The organism is Ruegeria sp. BH8 (assembly GCF_056538065.1).
Window position 1 is genome coordinate 96,678 of the sequence record NZ_JBQFSP010000010.1, and the last position, 22,556, is coordinate 119,233.

A 22,556-nucleotide genomic window follows, 5' to 3' on the forward strand; every position below is an offset into this window, starting at 1 on the left:
GAGATGAAACTGCAGGATCTCGACATCATCGTCACCGCCCCACCCGCTCCGGGTTGGGGGGGGCGATACTGGATATTGGTTAAGCTGACGACTGACACCGGCATCACCGGTTGGGGCGAATGCTATGCCTCGTCCGTCGGACCCGAGGCGATGCGCCACGTCATTCGGGATGTGTTCGAACGGCACATGCTGGGCGAGAACCCCGAGAACATCGAACTTATGTTCCGTCGCGTCTATTCCAGCGGTTTCACGCAGCGCCCCGACCTGACGGCAATGGGCGCATTCTCGGGGTTAGAGATCGCCTGCTGGGATATTCTGGGCAAGGATCGCGACCGTCCGGTTTATGCGCTGTTGGGTGGCAAGGTGAACGAACGAATTCGCTCCTACACTTACCTCTACCCTTTGCCGCATCACAATCTGACCGACTTCTGGACCTCTCCCGAACAAGCGGGTGAAACAGCTGCCGAAATGGTGCGGCGCGGCTATACCGCGGTGAAATTCGACCCGGCGGGCCCTTATACAATCCGTGGCGGCCACATGCCCGCGATGAGTGACATTTCCATGTCCGTCGCCTTTTGCAAGGCAATTCGCGAAGCGGTAGGGGACAAGGCTGACCTGCTGTTTGGCACACACGGGCAGTTCAACACGGCCGGGGCCATCCGGCTGGGGCAGGCGCTGGAACCATACCAGCCCCTATGGTTCGAAGAACCCACGCCACCTGATATGATCGAAGACATGGCCCGTGTCGCCCGCAACGTCCGTATCCCCATCGCCACCGGAGAGCGCATGACAACCAAGGCCGAGTTCGGAGCCGTTCTGCGCGCCGGGGCTGCGGAAATCCTGCAACCGGCGCTGGGGCGTGCCGGCGGAATCTGGGAGATGAAGAAAGTCGCCGCCATAGCAGAGATATTTAATGCTCAGATGGCGCCACATCTTTATGCAGGACCGGTCGAATGGGCCGCCAATGTCCACCTGGCCGCGTCGATCCCGAACCTGCTGTTGCTGGAAACCATCGAAACACCGTTCCATAATCAGCTTATCAAAGGCTCCATTCAGGTAGAGAACGGCTTCGTGATCGCTCCGACCGATCCGGGCCTTGGGATCGACATCGACGAAGAACTGGCGCGCGCGCATCCGTATGAAGGTCGCGGCTTGCATCTGCAAATGCAGGAAGAGCCCTGCGATTATGTTAACGGCAATGCTTTTCAGGGCGGTGCCCCTGCAACCGAGGGGTGACAACACAGACGTGTTTGAGGCATATTAACCCAAGATTAATGGCACAACGGTCAAAACGTGACACTCCTAGAAACCGAACCTCAGGCACACACCTCGGACACACCATCAGAAATGAAAGAAAATGCAGCCCGCGCGGCGGCATTTCTCAAGACACTGGCGCATGAAGGGCGCCTGATGATCCTGTGCCACCTTGGGAATGGTGAGAAATCCGTAGGCCAGCTTGAAGATTTGCTGCAATTGCGGCAAGCCGCCGTCAGCCAGATGTTGGCACGCTTGCGGGAAGAAGGGTTTGTCACCACCCGAAGGGATGGCAAAACGATCTATTATTCGCTGCGCGATGGGAATGCAGCGCAGATGATCGGCCTGCTGTACGATCTGTTTTGCGAACCTGCCAGCTGATCACGCCTAATTGGACACGTAACCGGCGATCACCTGCATCAGCTTGAACGCGGTTGCCGCATCGTTTTCCACAACGGCCAGGAACTCTTCTTCACCGATCCGAAGACAGGATAGGTTTGTTTCGGCCACCATGCTCAGCGCGCGTGGTTCTTTGCGGATCAGACCAAGCTCACCCACCAATGCGCCCGGCCCCACGGTGGTGATCAACTGGTCGGGGCCATCTTCCTGCGGCAGGTACAGGCCGGCCTCACCCTCCAGCACCACATAAGCGCCATCGGTCGGCTGATCATCTTTCAGGAACACCACCTGCCCGGGCTTGGCATCAAACCACTGCGCGCCAAAAGCCAGAAGGCGCAATTGCCTCCGGTCCAGTCCCGAAAACAAGGGAGTTTGCTCCAGCGCGCGAAGTTTCCGCGCCAGATCTGCTGAAGATGCGCTGTCTTTTCCCACGTCTACCGGTCCTCCGTCCGAGACGACACGACCTTGCCGGATTTCCACGAACATGTCGAATACGTCCGGGTTTTCGAACTGGTCATTGAGGTAGAACACCGTGGCATCCGGCAACAACTCGCGCAGCTTCTTGTAGACCGACACCTGCGTTTTCATGTCGTAACTGGCCAATGCCTGCTCCAGGATCAGGATATCCGGCTTCTTGATTGTCGCGCGGGTAAACGCCAGCGGTTCGGCAAAAACCGCCGGAAGGCTCTGCCCACCCAAAGCAACCGGAATGTCATAAATCAGCTCGACCACCAAAGGACGCGCGCCGTTCTCCTCCAACACGTCCACAATGACCTTGCGGGCCTCATCCGATCGCGCGCCACCAATCTGGCTGACCTTGCCGAACAGCGCGTTTTCCATGACCGTCAATCCAGGCGCGAAATCTTCCGGGTCCAGCGGAACAAAAGCGTCCTTGAGACTTTCCAACAGCTTGTCCGAATGACTCTGCCTCAGTTCCAGAATGCGGTCCTTCAGCTCATCCGTGAACGCCGGGCCAATCTGTTCAGCCGAGACGACGAAAGGCACGGCCAACATACTGGCCAGCTGTTCGTCATCCAGCCCTGACGTTCCCTCTTTGCGGGTCTGTTCAACCAGCTCCACAGCTGCCTCATAGGTCTTTGCATCAAGACCCAGCTTGCGGAACAACGGATGGTCGGTTCCGTCGAACCCGAAGATCTGGCGCAGCATCTCGATCACGTCACGCGTCAGGGCGATCAACGTCTCATCCAGTCCCAACTCTCGCAACTGCATGAGGAAAACCTTCTGCCGGGCAAGCAAAGCCTGCGTCACCGGCACGCGAGGCGTCGCAAAAAGCAGGTTTTCTGCAACAGGCAGCGCCGGGTTGTAAGCATTCCGGTCGAAAATCAGCGCCTGCTGCTCAAGACCCGCGTCATGGACCGCCTGCCGCACAAGCGGGCGCAGCTCGACCAGTTTCTTTGCCAGTTCGCAGTGTTCGGTCGCAACAAAGCTCTGTTCAGCACCACGCCGGAACAGGGCAGCCCCGGACCCCATTCCATCAATCAGTTGCAACCACCAATCGCGCAACGCCGTCGCGTCTTCAAACCCGGCCAGCGCCGGGTCAAGCCATTCCGCCCTGAACGGATCCATGCTGTTTCCAGCCCGCAAGGTCTCGGCAAAATCTGGGTCATCTGTGGATTCAGCCAAAGGTTTGAACCGCATCGGCATCATCACGTTGTCACCCAACGTTCCCTGAAACATCACCGGGCGGGATGTGGCATACCCGATACGTGCGGCCACAACGCCCTGATGCAGGTCTGCCAGATTCAGATCCCCCACCTGAACCGTGCCGGCAGCGGGCAAAATCTCGCGAGTCAGTAACTCCCCCATGGCGCGCCGGTCCTCTTCGCTGGGTGCGGCGATACCAATCGTTTTGCCGCCGGGGAAAGTCAGATTCAGATCATCCAGCACCTGATTGCCGTCCATGTCGCGAACCGAGACGTGCTTTAGTGCTATATCGCCGCTGAGGTGGGGGCGCTCTGCTGGTTCGCCCTCGAACAGCGCTTCGTCCTTCAGTCCAGCCGGATCGAAACGGTCAACGACGATATCCCAGCGCAACGACATGTCCTGAGTTTGGTTGTAATAGGTCAGCAGCTCTTTCCAGGGTGAGCTCAGATCCTTGTACGCCGCCAGCGCCGCAACCAACGCCCCCAAAGAAACCGAGCCCTGCAACACCAGAAGGCCACCGATCAGGTAGAACATGAATGGTGTCAGCTGCGAGATGAAGTTGTTTATGAATTTCATAAAGAACTTCTTCTGGTAAATATCAAAGCGGATCGCAAAAAGCCGCCCCAATTGATCGGAGATCATAGCCCGGCGATAGCGCCAGCCGCCATTGCTGCGGAGGGTTGACGCACCTGCCGCGTTTTCGCCGATCTGGGCAGCCAACGCCCGAACTTCCTGAATACGTTTCTTGTTCAACAGGTTGATCTGACGCTGCAATTTAGGGATTAACCAGGCCTGCACCGGGATCAGGGCGACAGCGGCCAGCCCGAACCAAAAGCTTTGCAAGAACAGGAAAGAAAGGATGGTAATCATCTGACCGGCTTGCAGAACCGGCTGGCTGATCGCATCGCCCATCAGCCCACCCATCGGTTCGCTCTCAGCTGTGATCATCGAGACCATTTCGCCCTGGCTGACCCGTTCGAAATAGGGTTGCGGAAAAAGAAGCGCGCGGCTGACCAGCTGATACCGAAACCGTCGCAGCATGCGTTCGCTCAGCACACCCTTCATGGTGTTGATGCGCATTTTCATCAGCCCGTGCGCCAACACGGCAACAAGGAAAACAAAGCACAAGATGATCAGGAAATTCGTCTGTGAAAGCGTATAGCCCCAGACATCCACTTCGGCCGTTGTCGAACCGATTGCGTCGTTGATGATACGCTTGGGCAACTCCAGCGTAAGATAGAGCAGCGGAAACAACGTCGCCGTCACAGCCAGCAGGATCAGCTGATCGCGTTTGGAGTATTTCCAGATAAAGCGGAAAATCGTGCGTTCTATGGAACCTGCCCCTACTGCTGGCTGATAACGCGGCCCGGATGCCACGCACCCGGATTCAACGGTTTGAATTTACTGCCATACTGACACGTTATGCAAATTTTTTCCCACCCGAGAATTTTCTTTATCTTATGTGAACTAGTTCATTTACGCATGGCCGTGTTATTGCCTAAAGTCAGTTTAGAACGATATCGGGAGGGTTCTTTTGACTGCCAGTATTGGCGCGGTGTTACTTATGCTTTGCCTTTTTCAGGTCAAGCACATGTTCGCTGACTACTACCTCCAGACACCGAAAATGCTCTCTGGCCGAGGCGAGTATTTTCACTTGGGACGCGCGCAGCACGCAGCAGTACATGTTGCGGGCTCTGTTATCGTGTTTGCCGCGTTTGGCGCTCCGGTATTGTTCATCCTGATTGTCGGACTGCTTGAATGGGTCATTCATTTCAATATCGATTTCTTGAAAGCTAGCTATTCAGACAAGAAACAGCTTGAGCCGACGCAGGCCGCGTTCTGGCGTGCGGCTGGGTTAGACCAGTGCCTGCACAACCTGACCTATGTGGCGATGGTCTGGGCCTGGGTGACTTTCGCGGCAACGTAGCTCGAACCAGGATATGCCGTCCGATGCGCAGCCCGGAAGCTATGCGCCTATCCTTCGGCCGGTCATAGCGAGGCAAGCTGTTAACCTGCCCCGCTCGACTTTGATCGATGCCAAAACCCGACTAGCCCAGAACCGAAAAACTGCTTTCCTCATTGATCGGGCGCTTGCGTGAGTAAAAGCCCACGTTGATGGTCCGTTTGATATAAGGCAGTTCGAATTGCAGCGGTTCCGCGTCGTGATCCGCTCCGCCTTCGCAATATGCGATCAGGGCTGCCATCATCTTACCCGCAATCGGTGCATTCTTATACTGGTTCCCGCTGGATCCGCAGGCCATGTAAAACCCCGGCAGGCTGGATTTGTCATAGATCGGAATCCAGTCGGTTGAGGCATCGTAAAGGTCAACCACACCACGCGTTTTCGATGGGATGCCAAGGGAAGGCACGCGCTGCGCATATCGCATGGCCTGTGTGGTCCATTGATCCGTGAATTCGCGGTTGTAGGTGACGTCATCCTCGCACCATTGATGCGGATCACACTCCGGATCCTCTGATCCCACAAGGATGTGATTGCCGTGTTCCGGGCGGCAATAGCAGGCAATGTCGCTGTCCGAGACGATGGTTCCGTCGTTTTCAAAGTCGAACCCTTCCGGGGCAGGGACATGTACGACCTCTTGCCGCAGGGGGCGGGTTTTGATGGTCATGTCATCCAGAACGCCTGCCATCCCATTGATGATAGCCGAGCCCGGCCCGGCCACGTTCACGACAACCCTTGCGCGGATTTCTTCGCCTGAGGCAAGTTTTACACCGGAAACACGTCCATCCTCGGTCAGGATCTCGGTTACTTCGGCACTGGTGCGAACCTCGGCTCCGTGCTGTTTGGCAGCATCTATCAGGTTTTGCGCCGACAAGGCCGGGTCGGTGACGTACCCCGCCTGAGGCCAGTACACTCCACCCGACATCTTTCGCCCGTTGGGCTGGCCGAATTCCGGATCATCCAAACGGCGTGCCGGGGCAAAGCTGTCCAGCGAATAAACCGGCAGGCGTTCAACCACTTTTTCCCCCGACCATTCTTCGAACGGGCAATCCAGTTCTGATGAATTGCGCATGTGCTTTTCCAGCATCCCGTTCGCCTCGGTCTTCATAACCAGGCAGCCGGTTTCCCTGAACTGAGCCAGATTGGCCCCCTCCGGCAGTCCAAGATAGTCAGCCCAGTCGCGCCAGTAATGATAGCCTTCCCAGGCAAACGCCGTTCCATCGAAGGTGGAATAATGCATCCGGATGATCGCGCAGGACCCGGCGGTTGAACCGTGTCCAACCTGTGCGTTGCGATCCAGAGACAGGGTTTTCCAACCCGCCTTGGACATTTCGAACGCGATGGCCGCGCCGATCACGCCGGTACCGATGATGATTGCGTCTGGTTGACTCATGTCGGGTCTCCTTTCCAGTAGCGCCGGGAATATGCGCTGAATTCTTCAACTTCTTCGGGTTTCGGTTCGACGCCTGTAAAGGCGTATAGGTAATTCGGCACCATCGAGATCCGCGTCTCGAAGGGTTCGTTCAATTGTGCAAGGTCATATCCGATCTGCATGTAATACAGCACGCGCGCACGTGTTTCGGACTCAATCTCGGAATAGCCGTATCTGGCGAACATCGCGTGCAAAGCTTCAAGTCGCCGAGTGTCTGACTGGTCCAGCGCACGGCGTACTTTGCCCGATTTACGCGCCCAGTCGCGCACGGCAAAATCCAACGCGGTGTCAAACAAATCCGTATTGACCACACAACGATGCACGTTGCAGACCGCGCCCGTTATCGTGTCGGCTGGTGCTTCGGCCTGTTTTACAAGCGCAACCGTATTGGTCGCCTGCCACCGCGCCAGCAGTGCATCCAAAAGTTCCTGTCTGGACTTGAAGTACCAGTAGAAGGATGAGCGTGACACGGCCATCCGCTCGGCCAGGTTAAGAACCTTGATCTGGTCCACCCCGTCCGAAATCAGCACGTCCATCGCCACGTTCAGCCAGTCGTCGCGGGTCACCTTGATATTGCCGATCAGGGGCTCGGCTTCGGGATCGTCGCGGTGAAGGATAGGTTTGTTGTTCATTCAACTCTCCGGTGGCGCCCCGCCCTCTGCGGTGCGGCGTGCGATAAAGTCCTGCAAGGCACCAAAACGATCATTGTCTATGGCGGGGGCCTTGAAATCGTTCAGGATACCCTGCCAAACCCCCGTTGCACGTTGGTTGGCATCCGTCGATCCTCGCTCGGTCCATGTGCCGAAATTGGCGTAGTCATGGACATGCGGTTGATAGAACTCGGTGGAGTAGCGCTCCATCGTCTGGGGGCAGGCAAAGAAATGACCGCCGGGCGCGACCTCACTTAAAGCGTTATCAAAGCCGATCTCGGCAGGCCCCGCCTGCGCGCCTGCGCAAAGCTCGGCCACCATGTTCAGCACCTCGGCATCACAGACCAGCTTTTCGAAGGATACGGTCAATCCCCCTTCCAGCCAGCCCGCTGAATGAATGATCACAGTCGCGCCGGCCATCAGGCAACCCCAGAGGCCAAACTGGTTTTCATTCGCCGCCTGTACGTCGTTGCTGTTTGACGCCGACCCTGCCGCCGACCGCCAGGGCAGGCCAAGGTGACGCGCCAGTTGGCCTGCGGCAAGTGACGCCTGAAAATGCGAGGGCGTCCCGAATGCAGGTGCGCCGGATTTCATGTCCACATTGCTGGTGAACGTGCCATAACAGACCGGAGCGCCCGGTCTGGCCAGCTGCGTCAAGGTCAGCGCGGCAAGCGCCTCGGCATGGGACAGGGTGATTGCCCCGGCCACGGTGATCGGCGCCATCGCCCCCATCAGAGTGAACGGAGTGATGATCGACATCTGACCGTGGCGCGCAAAGTCGATCAGCCCTTGCGCCATGGGAATATCCAACGTGCGCGGGCTGTTTGTGTTGATGATCGTGTAACAATGCGCATTGCCCCGAAACTCATCATCCGACAGACCGCGCGCCGTGGACAGCATCTCAAAGCAATCCATGACCTGCGGCATGCCGCGCGAGAAGAGGAACGGAAACTTGTCGGTCAGTTCCATCTGCGCCTGTGTCGTGAAGTAGTGGCGCAAATGCGTCGGTACATCCTGCGGTTCAACCTGAGGCGAGATCATCTGGAACACATCGAAATGATGGGTGAGCTTCAGAAACTCCAGATAATCCTGACCCGTCGCCGGGCGACGGCCACGTTCCAGATCGGTTGCGTTCGGTGCGCCTGCCCCTGGTTGAAAAACCAGCGATCCCAGTTCCAGAGTAAAATCCCGATGCCGTGAACCGGCGCGACAAGCGATAGATTTGGGGGCCGAGGAAACAGCAGCCTCAACCATCTCGCGCCCGATAAAGACCATTTCACTGTCTTCATCCATGCGCGCACCACCCTGCTTGAACAGCTTGCGTGCCTCGGGAAGCAAGGTCTTTACACCCAACTCCTCGAGCGTACGCAACGCTGTCTCGTGCATGTTCGCGATCTGGTCAGCCGGGAACACCTCCATCAAAGGGAAAGGGTTCCTGAGCTGGCGATAGTTCACGTCGCGGCTGGGCTGCGGGGCAGCCTCGCCCCCTCGCCTTCGGCGTCGTCGGTCCGGAGCCGTCATGATCAGCCCCGCATCGCTTTGCCCTGAGGGTCGTAAGGCGACGGTGCAATTACCCGCGCCGGACATTCCACACCCACCACATGGACAGACAGTTCCGTACCCGGGTCCACCTTGTCACGGTCAATCAAGGCCATCGCCAACGACTTGCCGGTATAGTGCCCGTAACCGCCTGAGGTCACAAAACCCACGCGTTCACCATTGGCCCAGACCGGCTCATACCCGCTGGCATCGGCGTCCAACGCATCGATTTCCAGTGTCACCTGCACCTGCACCGGGCCATTGCCATCCCGTTCGGCCAGAGCGGCCTTCTTGCCGATGAAATCCTTGTCCCAGTCGATCCAGCGATCCATGCCGGTCATGCCGGGTGTGTAAGCCTGCGTGAACTCTGCCGACCAGATGCCAAAGCTTTTCTCAAGCCGGGTTGATAGCATCGCATTGAAACCGCACTCGCGGATACCCTCTTCTGCACCGGCTTCCAGCAAAATGCGGCGCAGTTTGATGTGATCGCCATAGCGGCAGTTGATTTCATACCCTTTTTCGCCGGTCACCGACATACGAGCCACGCGGGCACGGACGAGACCGATGTCGAAATCACCGCAGCCCATGAATTTCAGACCCGAGATATCCTGTTCGGCCAATTTTTCGACCACCGCCTGCGATTTTGGTCCGACCACGGCGAACCCGCAATACTCCTCTCCCAGGTCGCGGACAGTGACCCCATCCGTCATATGATCGTTGAACCATCGCATATGCCAGGCGCGCAGGTAATAGCTGCCCATGATCCACCAGGTGCCATCGCCCCAGTTCAACACGGTCAGATCGCCTTTGAGCCGCCCGTCCTCGCCCAGCATCGGCGCCAGTTTGGCACGACCCGGGGCGGGCAGTTTCGATGCCATAACGTTATCCAGCCACGCTTTGGCATTTGGGCCCGAAACCTCAAAGCGGGAAAAACCCGTGATATCCATCAGGCCCACGCCCTCACGGATGGTCCTGCATTCAGCGGCCACGATGTCGTGCGCGTTCGAACGTTTGAGCGTTGGCGTTTCCTCGAACCCTTTGAGCGCGAAATACAGCGGCACCTCCAGATCCCAGCTGACACCCCATTTGCATCCGGCCTCGGTCATCGCGTCATGCGCCGGAGCCATCTTCAGCGGGCGACCCGCAGGCAATTGCTCGTTCGGGTAGGTCATCACAAAGCGGCGCGAATAGAACTGGCCAGTGGTTTCACGGATATACCGCTTGTTCTGTGCGAAATCACCATAGCGCGCCACATCCATCGGCCAGGCGTCCGCTTCGGGCTCACCATGGATCATCCATTCGGCCAGTGTTTTGCCAACGCCACCACCTTGCAGGAACCCGGCCATCACCGCGCAGGCGGTCCAATAGCCGCGCTTGCCCGGAACCGGACCGACCAGCGGGTTACCGTCCGGCGAGAACGTGAACGCACCATTGACCCATGTCTTGATGCCCACGTTCTGGATTGACGGATACCGCTCAAAGCCCAATGTCAGTTCGTTCTCGATCCGGTCAAGCTGTTCCTGAAACAGTTCCTCGCCATAGTTCCACGGCGCGCCATCCATCGCCCAGTGTTCGTGATCGACCTCGTAGATCCCCACCAGAACGCCCTTCTGGTCCTGCCGCATATAGGTGAATCCTTCGAGGTCCACAGTCATCGGCATCTCGAAATCCGCCTGCGCCACTTCGGGCACAGTGTCTGTGATCAGATAGTGGTGCTTCAACGGTGAGACTGGCAACTCTACCCCGGCCATACGCCCAACCTGCTTGGCCCAGAGCCCGGCCGCGTTGACCACATGTTCACAGGTGATCGTGCCCTTATCGGTCACAACCTGCCAACCATCATCTGTCTGGATCAGCTCTTCGACCTTGGTTTCCTCGAAATATTCGGCACCGCGTTTTCTGGCCGCACTCGCATAAGCCTGAACAGTGCCTGTCGTATCGATATACCCTTCGCGATCCGCCCACATCGCGCCCAAAACACCGTCGGTTGACATGATCGGGCAGCGTCTCTGTGCCTCTTGCGGGGTCAGCAGCTCGCAATCATCAATGCCGATGGACTGGAAGATGCGGTAATTAGCCTGCAACCACTCCCAGCGTTCAGGCGTACCGGCCAGCGTCAGACCACCGGTCATGTGCAAACCGATATTCTGGCCCGATTCTTTTTCGATCTCACTCAGCAGGTCAATTGTGTAGGCCTGCAACGAGGCCATGTTTGGATCCGCGTTCAGGGCATGGATACCGCCCGCTGCATGCCAGGACGATCCCGATGCCAGCCGCCGCCTCTCCAGCATGACCACATCCGACCAGCCGAATTTGGCCAGATGATACAGAACCGAAGCACCAACGACGCCCCCTCCAATGACCACTACGCGATATTGGGATTTCATCCCGACCTCCCTGAACAGAATCTGGGAAGACGCTAGTGGCACTGTTCAGTTCTGTCTAGACATTTATGTACAGTACGGAATGCGAGAACTCTGCCGAATGCTTTGCAAACCTAAAGCTGGGCGCTTGGGCGGGTTTTCACGCTTTCAAACCAAACCTGCGTGTTCGTATTGCCGTCCGGTATCCGCATCTTAATGACGCGCGCGAAATCGACAAAAACAAAAGTGGATATATCCGCCAGAGTGAATTCATCGCCCGCAACATACGCGCTTTGCTTCAGCCGCGCCTCCAGCAGTTCAAAAAACGACGCAACCCGCTCGCGCCCACGCTGCGCCAGTTCGGGGATCTGCGCATGATTTACCGTGCCGGGAATGGCACGGTCTTTGAACGCCGGGTGGCTGTTGCGCAAAGCCTCAGCGATGGGCGCACCACCCTGCTGCTCGGCAATTGCGTTCCACATCAAGACCAACCCTTTTTCATCAGCGGTACGGCCCATTAAGGACGGCTCGGGGAAACGCGCTTCAAGATACGCGGCGATGCCAAGATTTTCGGTCAGGACTGCGCCTTCATCCGTTACCAGAACCGGGATTGTGGCCCGGGGGTTCACCGCACGAAACTCAGTGCTCAACTGCGCGCCCTCAGCAATCGAGATTTCGTGCGTTTCGATGTCCAACCCTTTTTCCGCGATAAACATGCGGGCACGGCGCGGGTTTGGGGCCGTAGAGCAATCGTAGAATATCATGCGGGCCCCTTCTCTCTGGTCAGCGCCGATAGATGAAACAGCGCCCTTCGACGGCACCCTCGGGCAACGGCATTTCCTCCAGCGCCTCGAAATACATCCGGTCACTTGATACCATTAATCCACCCGATGCCAGCAAGGGCTCGATCAACGGGGAAACAAGCCGCGCAAAGATGTCGTTCTTTTCGCGATTATGCCCCCCAAGGTCTGCATGAATGAGGCTTGCTGTCGGTCCAAACCTGTCGACCGCCGCTGGCAGCGTCTCGCGCACATCCCCCAAGATCACCCGATCCTCGGGCGGGGTTGAATCAGGGTGCGAAGCCACCGCGCGTTCGAACACAAAGACAGGGCGTCCATCGATATGCTGCACAAGATGATGATAGGTGCGCCCATTGCCCAGACCCAGTTCAAACACCGGGCCAGCCATGCCTGCCGTTTGCGCAATCGCGTGATCCAGGCAGGCGCGCTGCGACACCATACGATCGATAAACAAGTCCAGACGACTTTGATTCTCGGACACTGGCAAATATCTCCTTGATACCAATCGAAAGCATAGGTGCCCCCGACGCCGCCTTAGATGACAAATTCTCAAGACTTTGTGTAGCGACGAAGCCCAAAGTTTCACATTTTCGCGACATTTCAGCCCAAGAACGGGTTTGACTAGACAGGCGGAACCGCGCGACACTGACGAAAAAATCACGGGGAGTTGAAACGACCGATGTCACCAAGCGGCCAAACGGTTGGAAAACCTGCATGAGAGCGTTGTTGTCTGTCAGAGACCTCAGCATCGGCTTTGGTGCGGGAAGTTCAGTGGTCACGGATGTGAATTTCGATGTCAAACCAGGAGAAACCTTGGCGCTGGTCGGTGAATCGGGATCGGGTAAAACCATCACGTGCCGGGCCGTCTTGCGGATTCTGCCGCGAACGGCCCAGATACGCAGCGGCACGATAACTCTGAATGATTCCAAGGGCACATGTAACCTGACAGCTGTCTCCGAGCGGGAAATGCGCGGCATTCGTGGCAATCGCGTTTCGATGATCTTTCAGGAACCCATGCGATCGCTGTCACCTCTGCACAAGATTGGGAATCAGGTCAGTGAAGTCCTGTGGCTGCATCGCGGGCTATCTGAGTCTGAGGCGCGCAAAAAGGTCCTGACGCAGTTCGAGCGCGTGGGCTTTCCAGATCCGCAGCGCGCCTATGACTCCTACCCGTTCGAACTGTCGGGCGGAATGCGCCAACGCGCCATGATTGCGATGGCCATGGTATCCAAACCCGAGTTGCTGATCGCGGATGAGCCAACCACCGCGCTGGATGTGACCACTCAGGCGCAGGTTCTGGGGCTGATCAAGGAATTGCAGCGCGAGACCGGCATGGCGCTTATTCTGGTGACCCATGATCTGGGCGTGGTCGCCAACATGGCCGAACAGGTTGTGGTCATGCACAAGGGCCGCATCATGGAGGCTGGCTCGGCCGCACCAATCCTGACCTCCCCCGCACATCCATATACCAAACAACTGTTTGATGCTGCACCGGAAATTCCAGATCAGGATGCTGTGGGTATACCGATGCCGGACGACGATCTGATCCTTCAGATGAAGGGTGTCTCCAAAACCTACACGATGCGGTCCAGCAAAGGGTGGCAGGCCGACAAGGAAATCTATGCGTGCAAAGGGGTAGATCTGAATTTGGCACGCGGCAAGACGCTGGCCATTGTCGGTGAAAGCGGATCAGGTAAAACAACAGCCGCGCGGATTGCATTGGGTGCAGAACTGCCCGATCCCGGCGGAGAAGTCCTGTTTCGCACCGTGCCGAATGCCGATCCCATCACAGTGCACAACATGACCCGCGCCCAGCGCACGGCGTTTCAGCGCAATGCGCAGATGGTGTTTCAGGATCCCTACAGCTCGCTCAGCCCGCGGATGCGCATTCAGGACGCGATGACCGAGCCGCTGGAAATTCACCGTATCGGAACAACGGCCGAGCAGCGCGACAAGGCCGCCGAGATGTTGCAGCGCGTCGGCCTGACAGCCGACATGCTGAAACGCTATCCACACGCCTTTTCGGGGGGCCAGCGGCAACGTCTGTCGATAGCCCGCGCCATGATGCTCGATCCACAGCTCATCGTGTGTGACGAACCCACCTCGGCGCTGGACGTATCTGTACAAGAGCAGATTCTGACCCTGCTGGAAAATCTACAGGACAGCCTGAACCTGTCCTATCTGTTCATCTCGCACGATCTGGCTGTGGTCGCGCGGATCGCCGACGAAGTTGCCGTGATGCGTCGCGGCCTGATCGTCGAGCAAGCACCCCCCGAAACTCTTTTCTACAATCCGCGCCACCCCTACACCAAAGCGCTGATTGCCGCTCAACCCGAACCCGACATCAATCGCCCGATCGACCTGCAAGTGGTTTCCTTGGGCGCCGGCGCGCCGGACAGTTGGGATGAAGCCTTTCGTTTCTCGGACACCGTGATACCCTCATTGGTGGAATTGGAACCGGGCCATAAGGTACGTTGCCATGTTTAAGACCACTCGCCCCCTGATCCTGGCCGCTTCGCTGGCGCTCATCGGGATGCTGCCCGCCACGGCAGAGACAATTCCGACGCCGCAGGAAAGCGCGTTCTGGAACGCGGAAGTAGAAGCGGGCAATCTGCCACCCGTTCAGGAGCGCCTGCCAGCGGACCCGCTGATTGTAGATCTGGCAGCAAAGGGTCGCGAGTTCGGCAAACAGGGCGGCACCCTGCGCACCATGATCACGCGGTCCAAAGATATCCGCCAGATGGTTGTCTATGGCTATGCCCGGCTGGTCGGTTTTGACCAGAACTATGAGATTATCCCCGATTTGCTGGCGTCGTTTGAAAACGAAGACGGCCGCAAGTTCACCCTGAAACTGCGCGAAGGGCACAAATGGTCAGACGGTTCTCCGTTTACGTCGGAAGATTTCCGCTATTGGTGGGAAGACGTTGCCAACAACAAATTGCTCAGCCCGTCAGGCCCGCCGGATTTTCTGATAGTCGAAGGCAAATCACCCACCGTTACCTTCCCGGATGAAACCACTGTGATTTTCGAATGGGAGGACCCTAACCCGGGTTTTCTACAATCGCTGGCTCAGGCAAGACCGCCCTTTATTTATCGCCCAGCAGCTTTCCTGAAACGATATCACGAGAAATATGCCGACCCCGAGGAACTTGCCTTTCTGGTCGACGATGCCCGCGTCAAAAGCTGGGCCGCGCTGCACAACAAGCTCGACAACCTGTACAAGTTCGACAATCACGAATTGCCCACGTTGCAACCCTGGCTGAATGCAAGTTCCGGCAAGAAAATCCGCCACAATTTCGTACGTAACCCCTATTACCACCGCATCGACAGCAAAGGGGTTCAGCTGCCCTATATCGATGTGGTCGAGATGGAGATCGTTGCCCCCGGTCTGGTCGCTGCCAAAACCAATGCAGGGGAAAGCGACCTGCAAGGCCGGGGTCTGGATTTCCGCGACGCTTCGATCCTGAAAAAAGGCGAGGCGCAAGGCGGCTACAAGACATTGCTATGGAAAACCGGCGTTGCGTCGCAAATCGCGATTTATCCGAACCTCAATTTCGAGGATGACGTCTGGCGCGACGTGTTGCGTGACGTCCGTGTGCGGCGCGCCCTGTCCCTTGCCATCGACCGCGAGACAATCAACCAGGCTTTGTATTTCAAGCTTGCGCATCCCGGCGCAATGTCGGTTCTGCCTGCCTCGCCCTTTTACGATGAAAAGAATGCCACCGCATGGGCCGGTTACGATGTCGGCCAGGCCAATGCATTGTTGGATGAGGTCGGCCTGACCCAGCGCGACAAGAACGGTATCCGCCTGCTACCGGACGGGCGCCCAATGGAGCTGGTGATCGAAACCGCCGGCGAGCGGCAAGAGGTTGAAAACGCCCTTCAGATCGTTACTGACACCTGGCGCGAGATCGGGGTCAAGCTGGTCATGCGCCCGTTGGATCGCGATATCCTGCGCAACCGGGTGTTTGCCGGCAACTCGATGGCATCGGTCTGGTATGGATGGGATGACGGCATCCCGCAAGCGCACACGTCACCGGCGTACCTGGCACCAACCGATCAGGTCTTCCTGGCCTGGCCGAAATGGGGCCAGTTTTATCAGACAGGTGGTGAAGCCGGGGAAGCCCCCGACATGCCCGAGGCAGAACGCCTGATGCAACTGGCCCATGACTGGGAGGTCGCAACTACCGATGACGAACGCAAGGAAGTCTGGACTGAGATGCTGAGAATCCACGCCGACCAGCTTTTTGCCATCGGTATCCTGAACGGAGCACCCCAACCGATTGTCGTGTCGAACCGTCTGCGCAATGTGCCGGAACAGGCCATGTGGGCATGGGAGCCCGGTGCGCATTTCGGCGTTCACCGCCCGGACGAGTTCTTTTTCGCCGACTAAGCAGGAGCAGCTAAATGGTCATGCTGCGCTATGCGGTGTATCGCTTTTTCACGATGCTGCTGACATTGTTGGTAGTCTCGGTCTTGATTTTCATAATCATCAACCTGCCGCCCGGTGATTACCTGAGCAACCAGATTGCCGAACTTCAGGCTTCGGGCCAGTCAGCAGGTGTCGCCAAGGCCGAGTTTCTGCGCGCCGAGTACGCTCTGGATCGCCCCATGTGGGAACAGTACCTGATCTGGGTGGGCTTCTGGCCGGGACCGCACGGATTTTCCGGTCTGATCCAAGGCAATTACGGCTGGTCATTTGAATTTGACCGGCCTGTATCTGAAATTGTGGGCGACACGCTTTGGCTGACGGTCGTCGTCAATCTGGCCGCCATCCTGTTTGTATATGCCGTTGCCCTTCCATTAGGTGTTATTGCAGCGGCGCGATCACGGACATGGATTGATTATACCTCGGCCTTTGTGGGTTATCTGGGGTTGGCGACCCCAAACTTCCTGCTGGCCCTGATCCTGTTCTACTACGGGCATCGGTATTTCAACCTGCCTATCGGCGGCCTGATGGACCCGCAATTCGAAGGTCAGCCGCTGAGTTGGGACAAGATGAAATCCATTCTCATCCACCTGATCGTTCCGACTTTTGTTATCGGAACCTCGGGCGCATCGGCTATGATGCAGCGCCTGCGGGCAAATATGCTCGATGAACTGGGTAAGCCTTATGTGGAAACAGCCATTGCCAAGGGTATGGCCCCATCGCGGATGCTGGCGAAATATCCGTTGCGCGTGGCATTCAACCCGTTCGTTGCGGATATCGGTAACCTTCTGCCATCTATGGTGTCGGGATCGGTTCTGGTGTCAGTCGTTCTGGGCTTGCAAACCATCGGGCCGACTTTGCTGACAGCACTGAAAACGCAGGACCAATTCCTGTCCGCGTTTATCCTGATGTTTGTCGCGCTGCTGACGCTTATCGGCACGATGATCTCGGATATTCTGCTGGTGATGCTGGATCCCCGCATACGATATGAGGGGCGCGAAGCATGACCGATACTCCTGACAACCGCTACGTCGATGACGCGCCGTTTGATCCGCAGGCGTCGATACAGCAACTGGAACGCGCCGATCTGGATGCCCCCAACTGGGTGTTGGTCTGGCGCAAGTTCCGCACGCATAAGCTGGGTCTGATCTCGGGCATTTTCCTGCTAATGTGCTACCTGATGCTCCCATTTGCCGGTTTCATCGCGCCGTATGGCCCGAATGACCGGAACGGAGAGCATCTGTATGCGCCACCGCAATCTGTGAACTGGTTTTACGAAGGCGCCTTTATTGGCCCTCATGTTTTTCCAATCGTCGCCGAGGCGGATCTGGAAACCTTCCAGTGGAAGTTCGTCCCTGACACTGACGACCCGCGCCCGATCCGGTTCTTCTGTGAAGGGTCCGAATATCGACTTGCGGGTCTTATCAAGACAGACAGGCATCTTTTCTGCGCGCCGGATGGTGCCACCTTGTTCCTCTGGGGGTCCGACAGGCTGGGTCGCGATATCTTCAGCCGCATCCTCTATGGGGCGCAGCTGTCGCTGACCGTGGGGCTGATCGGTATTTCGGTGTCATTCTTTCTGGGTATCCTGTTCGGTTCGATGGCGGGTTATTTCGGGGGGCGCATTGACTGGGTCATCAACCGGGTCATCGAAATCCTGCGTTCACTGCCGGAACTGCCGCTGTGGCTGGCACTGTCTGCCGCCGTGCCATCGAACTGGAGCCCGGTTGCCGTATTCTTCATCATTTCGATCATCCTCGGCATCCTCGACTGGCCCGGGCTGGCGCGTTCGGTCCGTGCCAAGTTCCTGTCACTGCGCGAGGAAGAATACGTACGCGCCGCAGAAATGATGGGCGCAAGCTCGGGCCGGGTGATCCGTAAGCACTTGTTGCCGAATTTCATGTCTCATTTGATTGCATCAGCCACCCTGTCGATCCCGGCAATGATCCTTGGGGAAACCGCGCTGAGCTTTCTTGGCCTGGGCCTTCGTGCACCAGCGGTCAGTTGGGGTGTGATGCTGAATGACGCGCAGAACCTCGCATCGATCGAGATCTACCCCTGGACGGCAATCCCGATGCTGCCGATTATCGTGATCGTACTGGCCTTTAACTTTCTAGGTGACGGATTGCGCGACAGTCTGGACCCGTATCAGCAATGAGCCTTCTTGCCACCCTTCCCGCCGCCGACCGATATCGCAGGATCGGCACTGGCGCTCTGCCAAGTGCTTTTGCCGTTTCCGAACTGGCGACGGCCAGCTTTGCAGCCGTTGGGCAGGAAATGGCCCGGCTTTTGCAGGCGCTGAACCTGACCCAGAAAGCCCCCGAGATCGCCGTCGACCATCGGCTGGCATCGTTGTGGTTCGGCTATTCCTTCAAGCCCGACGGCTGGGAAATGCCAAACCTGTGGGATTCGGTCGCGGGGGATTACAGGGCGTCAGATGGCTGGATCAGGCTGCACACCAACCTGCCGCGCCATCGCGCGGCAGCGATGAAGGTTCTTGGCACCCCGCCAGAGCGTGAAGCTGTGACAAAAGCCGTCAGAACCCGGGCCATATCCGATTTGGAAACCGATATTGTGGCCGAAGGCGGTGTGGCCGCTGCCATGCGCAGCCGGACCGAGTGGCTTGAACATCCGCAGGGCCGCGCTGTATCGCGCGATCCGTTGATTGGTTGGCAAGGCCCCCGGTACGTCAAGCTACGCGAGAGGCCGCAGGCAACCCCTGCAAGACCTCTTGCCGGGTTGCGGGTTCTTGACCTGACGCGCGTTCTGGCAGGTCCGGTATCGACACGCACATTGGCCGGTTTCGGGGCCGAGGTTTTGCGGATCGATCCGCCCGGTTGGGACGAACCCGGCGTGATCCCTGACATTTCACTAGGCAAACACTGTGCTTATCTCGATCTAAAATCGACCAACGACATGGAAAGGCTGCAAGAACTTCTGCCCCAAGCGGATGTATTCGTTCATGGGTACCGGCCCGGCGCTTTGGACGCACTTGGCCTGACCCGCGCCAAGCGCGATGAACTGGCACCGAACAGGGTCGAGGTGACGCTGAATGCCTATGGCTGGCAAGGCCCCTGGTCGACCCGGCGCGGGTTTGACAGTCTTGTCCAGATGAGCGCGGGAATTGCGCATGCGGGCATGGAGTGGGCTGACGCCGACAAACCGACGCCATTGCCGGTTCAGGCTTTGGACCACGCAACCGGCTACCTGATGGCAGCCGCCGTCCTTTCCGCATTGGCCGAGGCCGCGTCGGGCAATTCCATCATGCATGCGCATCTGTCCCTTGCCCGCACCGCCGAGCTTTTGGCGGTTCTCGGCAAAGACGACGTCGAGGCAGAGACCATTATTCCGACGCCCACGGATTACTCCCCTGCGACAGAGGTTTCGGGCTGGGGACCAGGGCACCGCCTCAGATCAGCCCTCAGTCTCGGTGAAACTGTGCTGCAATGGGATTTACCGGCGTCGAAACTGGGCACATCTGACCCGGTCTGGCCCTTCGTTTCCAACTGACCTCACGCTTTCGGGGGCACCTCATCCGAGACTCAACACAAGGCGGCGGCGGGACTCTCTACCGGTCGTCGCCATCCGGCCCGATATCGTCCAGATAGTCCTCGTCAATTGCGGCCTGAACAGCCCCTGTCACGGCCTCACGCTGTTTTTGCGTCAGGTCTTCCGCCTCTTTGCCATCTGCCAATCTTACAGTGACCTCGCGATGCGCAAACTTGATCCCCTCTCGCGCGAACAGCTCGCGAATGTCCTGATAGACCTTTTTGCGAACCAGCCACTGGTCGCCGGGTTTCGTCATGAACTTGACCCGGATGATCATCGCTGAATCCTGCATCTCGATCACGCCCTGTGACTTCAGCGGTTGGATGAAATTGTCTCCGATTACGGGATCGGCCAACAACTCCTGACCCAGTTTCTTGATCAATTTACGAACCTTCTCGACATCGGTGTCATAGGTCACGCGCAGCGGCAGCTTCATGATCACCCAATCGCGCGAGTAGTTGGTCAGCACTTTGATCTCGCCAAAGGGAATGGTGTTCAGCGCACCCAGATGGTGACGCAGTTGCATGGACCTGACCGAGATTTTCTCGACCGTCCCTTTCACATCCCCAATGTCGATATATTCCCCTTTCCGGAACGCATCATCCAGCAGGAAGAATGCGCCGGAAAAAATGTCGCGCACCAGCGTTTGTGACCCGAACCCCACGGCCAAACCAACCACACCGGCACCCGCAAACAACGGGCTGACATTGATACCCAGTTCCATCAGGACAATTAGTACGATCGTGACCACGACAACAGCCAGAATTGCGCCCCGGAAAAGTGGCAACAGCGTTGCCAGACGGCTTTGCCCGCCTTCCCCGCCTTCGTCGCCCAGTTCAACCTCGGTGCCATCGTCGGATTCTTCAGCGATCTTGCTGTCGATCCAGATCCGAAAGAAATGAAACAGGATGTACCCGATAAACAGGACGACCATCACATCCAGCGCACGTTCTACCGGCAGATCCTCGCTCCAGTCCGCGTTCGGGTACCATATCACGACAAGCGCATAAGCCCCGAGCACGAAAGCCAGAATTCCGGCTACCCGGCGGGCCAGGTCTTCATAAGTCAGAAGATGCTGCTTCGGCTGTTCAGCCTCGGGTATATCCGCCGCTCCGGCGCCTTCATCCGCTGCCGCGGCTTCCCCGTTTATTTCGCTAATCATGCGCGAGCGGTCGAAATATCGCTCCAGCAGATAGTTCATTGCACCATAGGCTATGACCACGGACATGAAGATTAGATAGCTGCTTGCAATCAACGGCAGCGGCGTCGGATGCTCCAGCGCCAGATCAACAGCCAGACGGAACCAGCTGAACACGACATAGATGATCAATGCCGGCGCCCAGCCAAATGACACAAACCGCAGCAGCCAAGACACCTGTTCGGATGCCCGCCCACCCCGGATCGCGTTCGAGATGGCACGGGCGTTGAACAGGATCATCAGAATATTGCCCAGCGCGCCCAGCATCGTCAGACCGCCATACACCATGGCGTAGACGTTGTAGTTCAGTCCAAAATCAGCGACCCAGGTGGAAAACAGGACGACCGAAATATCATAGGTCGCCAGCACGGACGCCCAGATGTACAGCCTGCGCGCATTCTTGTCCGAAAAGGGCGGTAATCGATATTGGCTCAGATAAGGCGACAGGACCATGCGCCACAGGTCCGACACCGTGCGCGACAGGAAAAAAGCCGTAAAGATGGCGGTGATCGTGAACTGGACCGAGATATCCTCGGCCTCGCCAAAGATCAGATACCCGACGATCAAAGCCATGATCATTGCAAAGACCGTAGCACCGATCCCCATCAGGAACCGGAACAGCAGGAACGGCATCTTTTCCCGATAACCCTGTGGTTCGTCCTTGATCCGCGCCACCACCCAGCGGCGCGCGAACCGTTTCCCGTAAATCTCGATCGACAGCCACCGCCCAAGTAACAGGAACAGGATATTCCAGCCCAACACCTCGACATAGGTCTGGATTCGGCCATCCGGGCTGGTCTGGCGCAGGATGTATTGTACTTCAAAAATAGAATAGGGCAGCGCCTCGAGCCTCGATTGCATCGACTCACGGAACTTCGAGAACCGCTCTTGCGCCTTCATCAGTTGCGAACCGTCACCCATTGGGTTGCTCGAATCGCTGTCTGCGCCCCCCGAACCTGCATCCTTTCCGCCTGCCGTTGTCACAACCTGACCGGCACTGTCGATGACAATGACACTTGCGCCCGCATCGCTGGCCGCGCGGATTGCAGCGGCCAGATCACTTTCCTTGTCGGCCTCGGACGAACTGCCCGACCCTGAAGGATATCCGGGAATCAAGGATGACTGCGCCAATGCACCAGTGGAAATGCTCAGGAAAATGGCCCAAAACGCCAAAAAAAATGCGGCCAGAAAGTTATTTCGCATTGGGTCGTGCATCCAGTTTTTGCCGATATTGGTCAGATTACAGAAGCGTTTCAAGCAGTTCAAATACTCGCATCGAACCGTCTCAATATCGTGTTTGGACGTGTTCTTGGCGCAC

General features: G+C 57.6%; 16 protein-coding genes. 8 read left to right on the plus strand and 8 right to left on the minus strand.

Annotated elements, in window-relative coordinates:
- Window positions 1-3: 3 nt before the first annotated feature.
- Window positions 4-1,236, plus strand: a complete 1,233-nt coding sequence (locus ACR0AD_RS15805) for a mandelate racemase/muconate lactonizing enzyme family protein (protein ID WP_480488290.1) — start codon at window positions 4-6, stop codon at window positions 1,234-1,236.
- A 111-nt stretch (window positions 1,237-1,347) separates the two neighbouring features.
- Entirely contained in the window at window positions 1,348-1,635 is a 288-nt protein-coding gene (locus tag ACR0AD_RS15810) for an ArsR/SmtB family transcription factor (protein ID WP_480488347.1), read from the plus strand.
- Between the two features lie 6 nt (window positions 1,636-1,641).
- Here the strand turns inward: ACR0AD_RS15810 and ACR0AD_RS15815 are convergent, their stop codons facing one another.
- Window positions 1,642-4,695, minus strand: a complete 3,054-nt coding sequence (locus tag ACR0AD_RS15815; protein ID WP_480488292.1) for a cyclic nucleotide-binding domain-containing protein — start codon at window positions 4,693-4,695, stop codon at window positions 1,642-1,644.
- Between the two features lie 187 nt (window positions 4,696-4,882).
- On the opposite strand from ACR0AD_RS15815, the gene ACR0AD_RS15820 reads away from it, so the two are divergent.
- Window positions 4,883-5,245 carry a DUF3307 domain-containing protein gene (locus tag ACR0AD_RS15820; RefSeq protein WP_480488349.1) on the plus strand — a complete coding sequence of 121 codons (363 nt, stop codon included), beginning with the start codon at window positions 4,883-4,885 and terminating at the stop codon, window positions 5,243-5,245.
- A 121-nt stretch (window positions 5,246-5,366) separates the two neighbouring features.
- Here ACR0AD_RS15820 and ACR0AD_RS15825 read toward each other — a convergent pair whose 3' ends face one another.
- The 6 genes from ACR0AD_RS15825 to ACR0AD_RS15850 all read right to left on the minus strand — a co-directional run bounded on the left by ACR0AD_RS15825 (window position 5,367) and on the right by ACR0AD_RS15850 (window position 12,543).
- A complete protein-coding gene (locus ACR0AD_RS15825; protein WP_480488294.1) occupies window positions 5,367-6,671 on the minus strand; it encodes an NAD(P)/FAD-dependent oxidoreductase in 1,305 nt (434 codons plus the stop codon).
- Window positions 6,668-7,342, minus strand: coding sequence for a TetR/AcrR family transcriptional regulator (locus ACR0AD_RS15830; RefSeq protein ID WP_480488296.1), 675 nt, complete (start codon window positions 7,340-7,342; stop codon window positions 6,668-6,670). The genes ACR0AD_RS15825 and ACR0AD_RS15830 overlap by 4 nt, the downstream gene beginning before the upstream one ends.
- Window positions 7,343-8,881, minus strand: a complete 1,539-nt coding sequence (locus ACR0AD_RS15835; RefSeq protein ID WP_480488298.1) for a trimethylamine methyltransferase family protein — start codon at window positions 8,879-8,881, stop codon at window positions 7,343-7,345.
- A gap of 2 nt (window positions 8,882-8,883) precedes the next feature.
- Entirely contained in the window at window positions 8,884-11,286 is a 2,403-nt protein-coding gene (locus ACR0AD_RS15840) for a GcvT family protein (protein WP_480488300.1), read from the minus strand.
- 110 nt (window positions 11,287-11,396) lie between these two features.
- A complete protein-coding gene (locus ACR0AD_RS15845; RefSeq protein WP_480484044.1) occupies window positions 11,397-12,026 on the minus strand; it encodes a glutathione S-transferase family protein in 630 nt (209 codons plus the stop codon).
- A gap of 19 nt (window positions 12,027-12,045) precedes the next feature.
- Window positions 12,046-12,543 carry a class I SAM-dependent methyltransferase gene (locus ACR0AD_RS15850; RefSeq protein WP_480484045.1) on the minus strand — a complete coding sequence of 166 codons (498 nt, stop codon included), beginning with the start codon at window positions 12,541-12,543 and terminating at the stop codon, window positions 12,046-12,048.
- A gap of 233 nt (window positions 12,544-12,776) precedes the next feature.
- Here ACR0AD_RS15850 and ACR0AD_RS15855 point away from each other — a divergent pair, with 233 nt between their 5' ends.
- From ACR0AD_RS15855 to ACR0AD_RS15875, 5 genes are read left to right on the plus strand one after another with little or no spacing between them, the layout of a single operon-like run.
- Complete coding sequence (locus ACR0AD_RS15855; RefSeq protein WP_480488302.1) at window positions 12,777-14,549, plus strand: ABC transporter ATP-binding protein; 1,773 nt, start codon at window positions 12,777-12,779, stop codon at window positions 14,547-14,549.
- Entirely contained in the window at window positions 14,542-16,455 is a 1,914-nt protein-coding gene (locus tag ACR0AD_RS15860) for an ABC transporter substrate-binding protein (protein ID WP_267363794.1), read from the plus strand. The genes ACR0AD_RS15855 and ACR0AD_RS15860 overlap by 8 nt, the downstream gene beginning before the upstream one ends.
- Before the next feature lie 14 nt (window positions 16,456-16,469).
- A complete protein-coding gene (locus tag ACR0AD_RS15865; RefSeq protein WP_480484048.1) occupies window positions 16,470-17,498 on the plus strand; it encodes an ABC transporter permease in 1,029 nt (342 codons plus the stop codon).
- The gene (locus ACR0AD_RS15870) at window positions 17,495-18,649 is read left to right on the plus strand and encodes an ABC transporter permease (RefSeq protein WP_480484049.1); all 1,155 of its coding nucleotides are present in this window, start codon (window positions 17,495-17,497) and stop codon (window positions 18,647-18,649) included. Before ACR0AD_RS15865 ends, ACR0AD_RS15870 begins: the two co-directional genes overlap by 4 nt.
- Window positions 18,646-20,001 carry a CoA transferase gene (locus ACR0AD_RS15875; protein WP_480484050.1) on the plus strand — a complete coding sequence of 452 codons (1,356 nt, stop codon included), beginning with the start codon at window positions 18,646-18,648 and terminating at the stop codon, window positions 19,999-20,001. The genes ACR0AD_RS15870 and ACR0AD_RS15875 overlap by 4 nt, the downstream gene beginning before the upstream one ends.
- A 58-nt stretch (window positions 20,002-20,059) precedes the next feature.
- Here the strand turns inward: ACR0AD_RS15875 and ACR0AD_RS15880 are convergent, their stop codons facing one another.
- Window positions 20,060-22,441, minus strand: coding sequence for a mechanosensitive ion channel domain-containing protein (locus ACR0AD_RS15880; RefSeq protein WP_480488304.1), 2,382 nt, complete (start codon window positions 22,439-22,441; stop codon window positions 20,060-20,062).
- Between the last annotated feature and the right edge of the window lie 115 nt (window positions 22,442-22,556).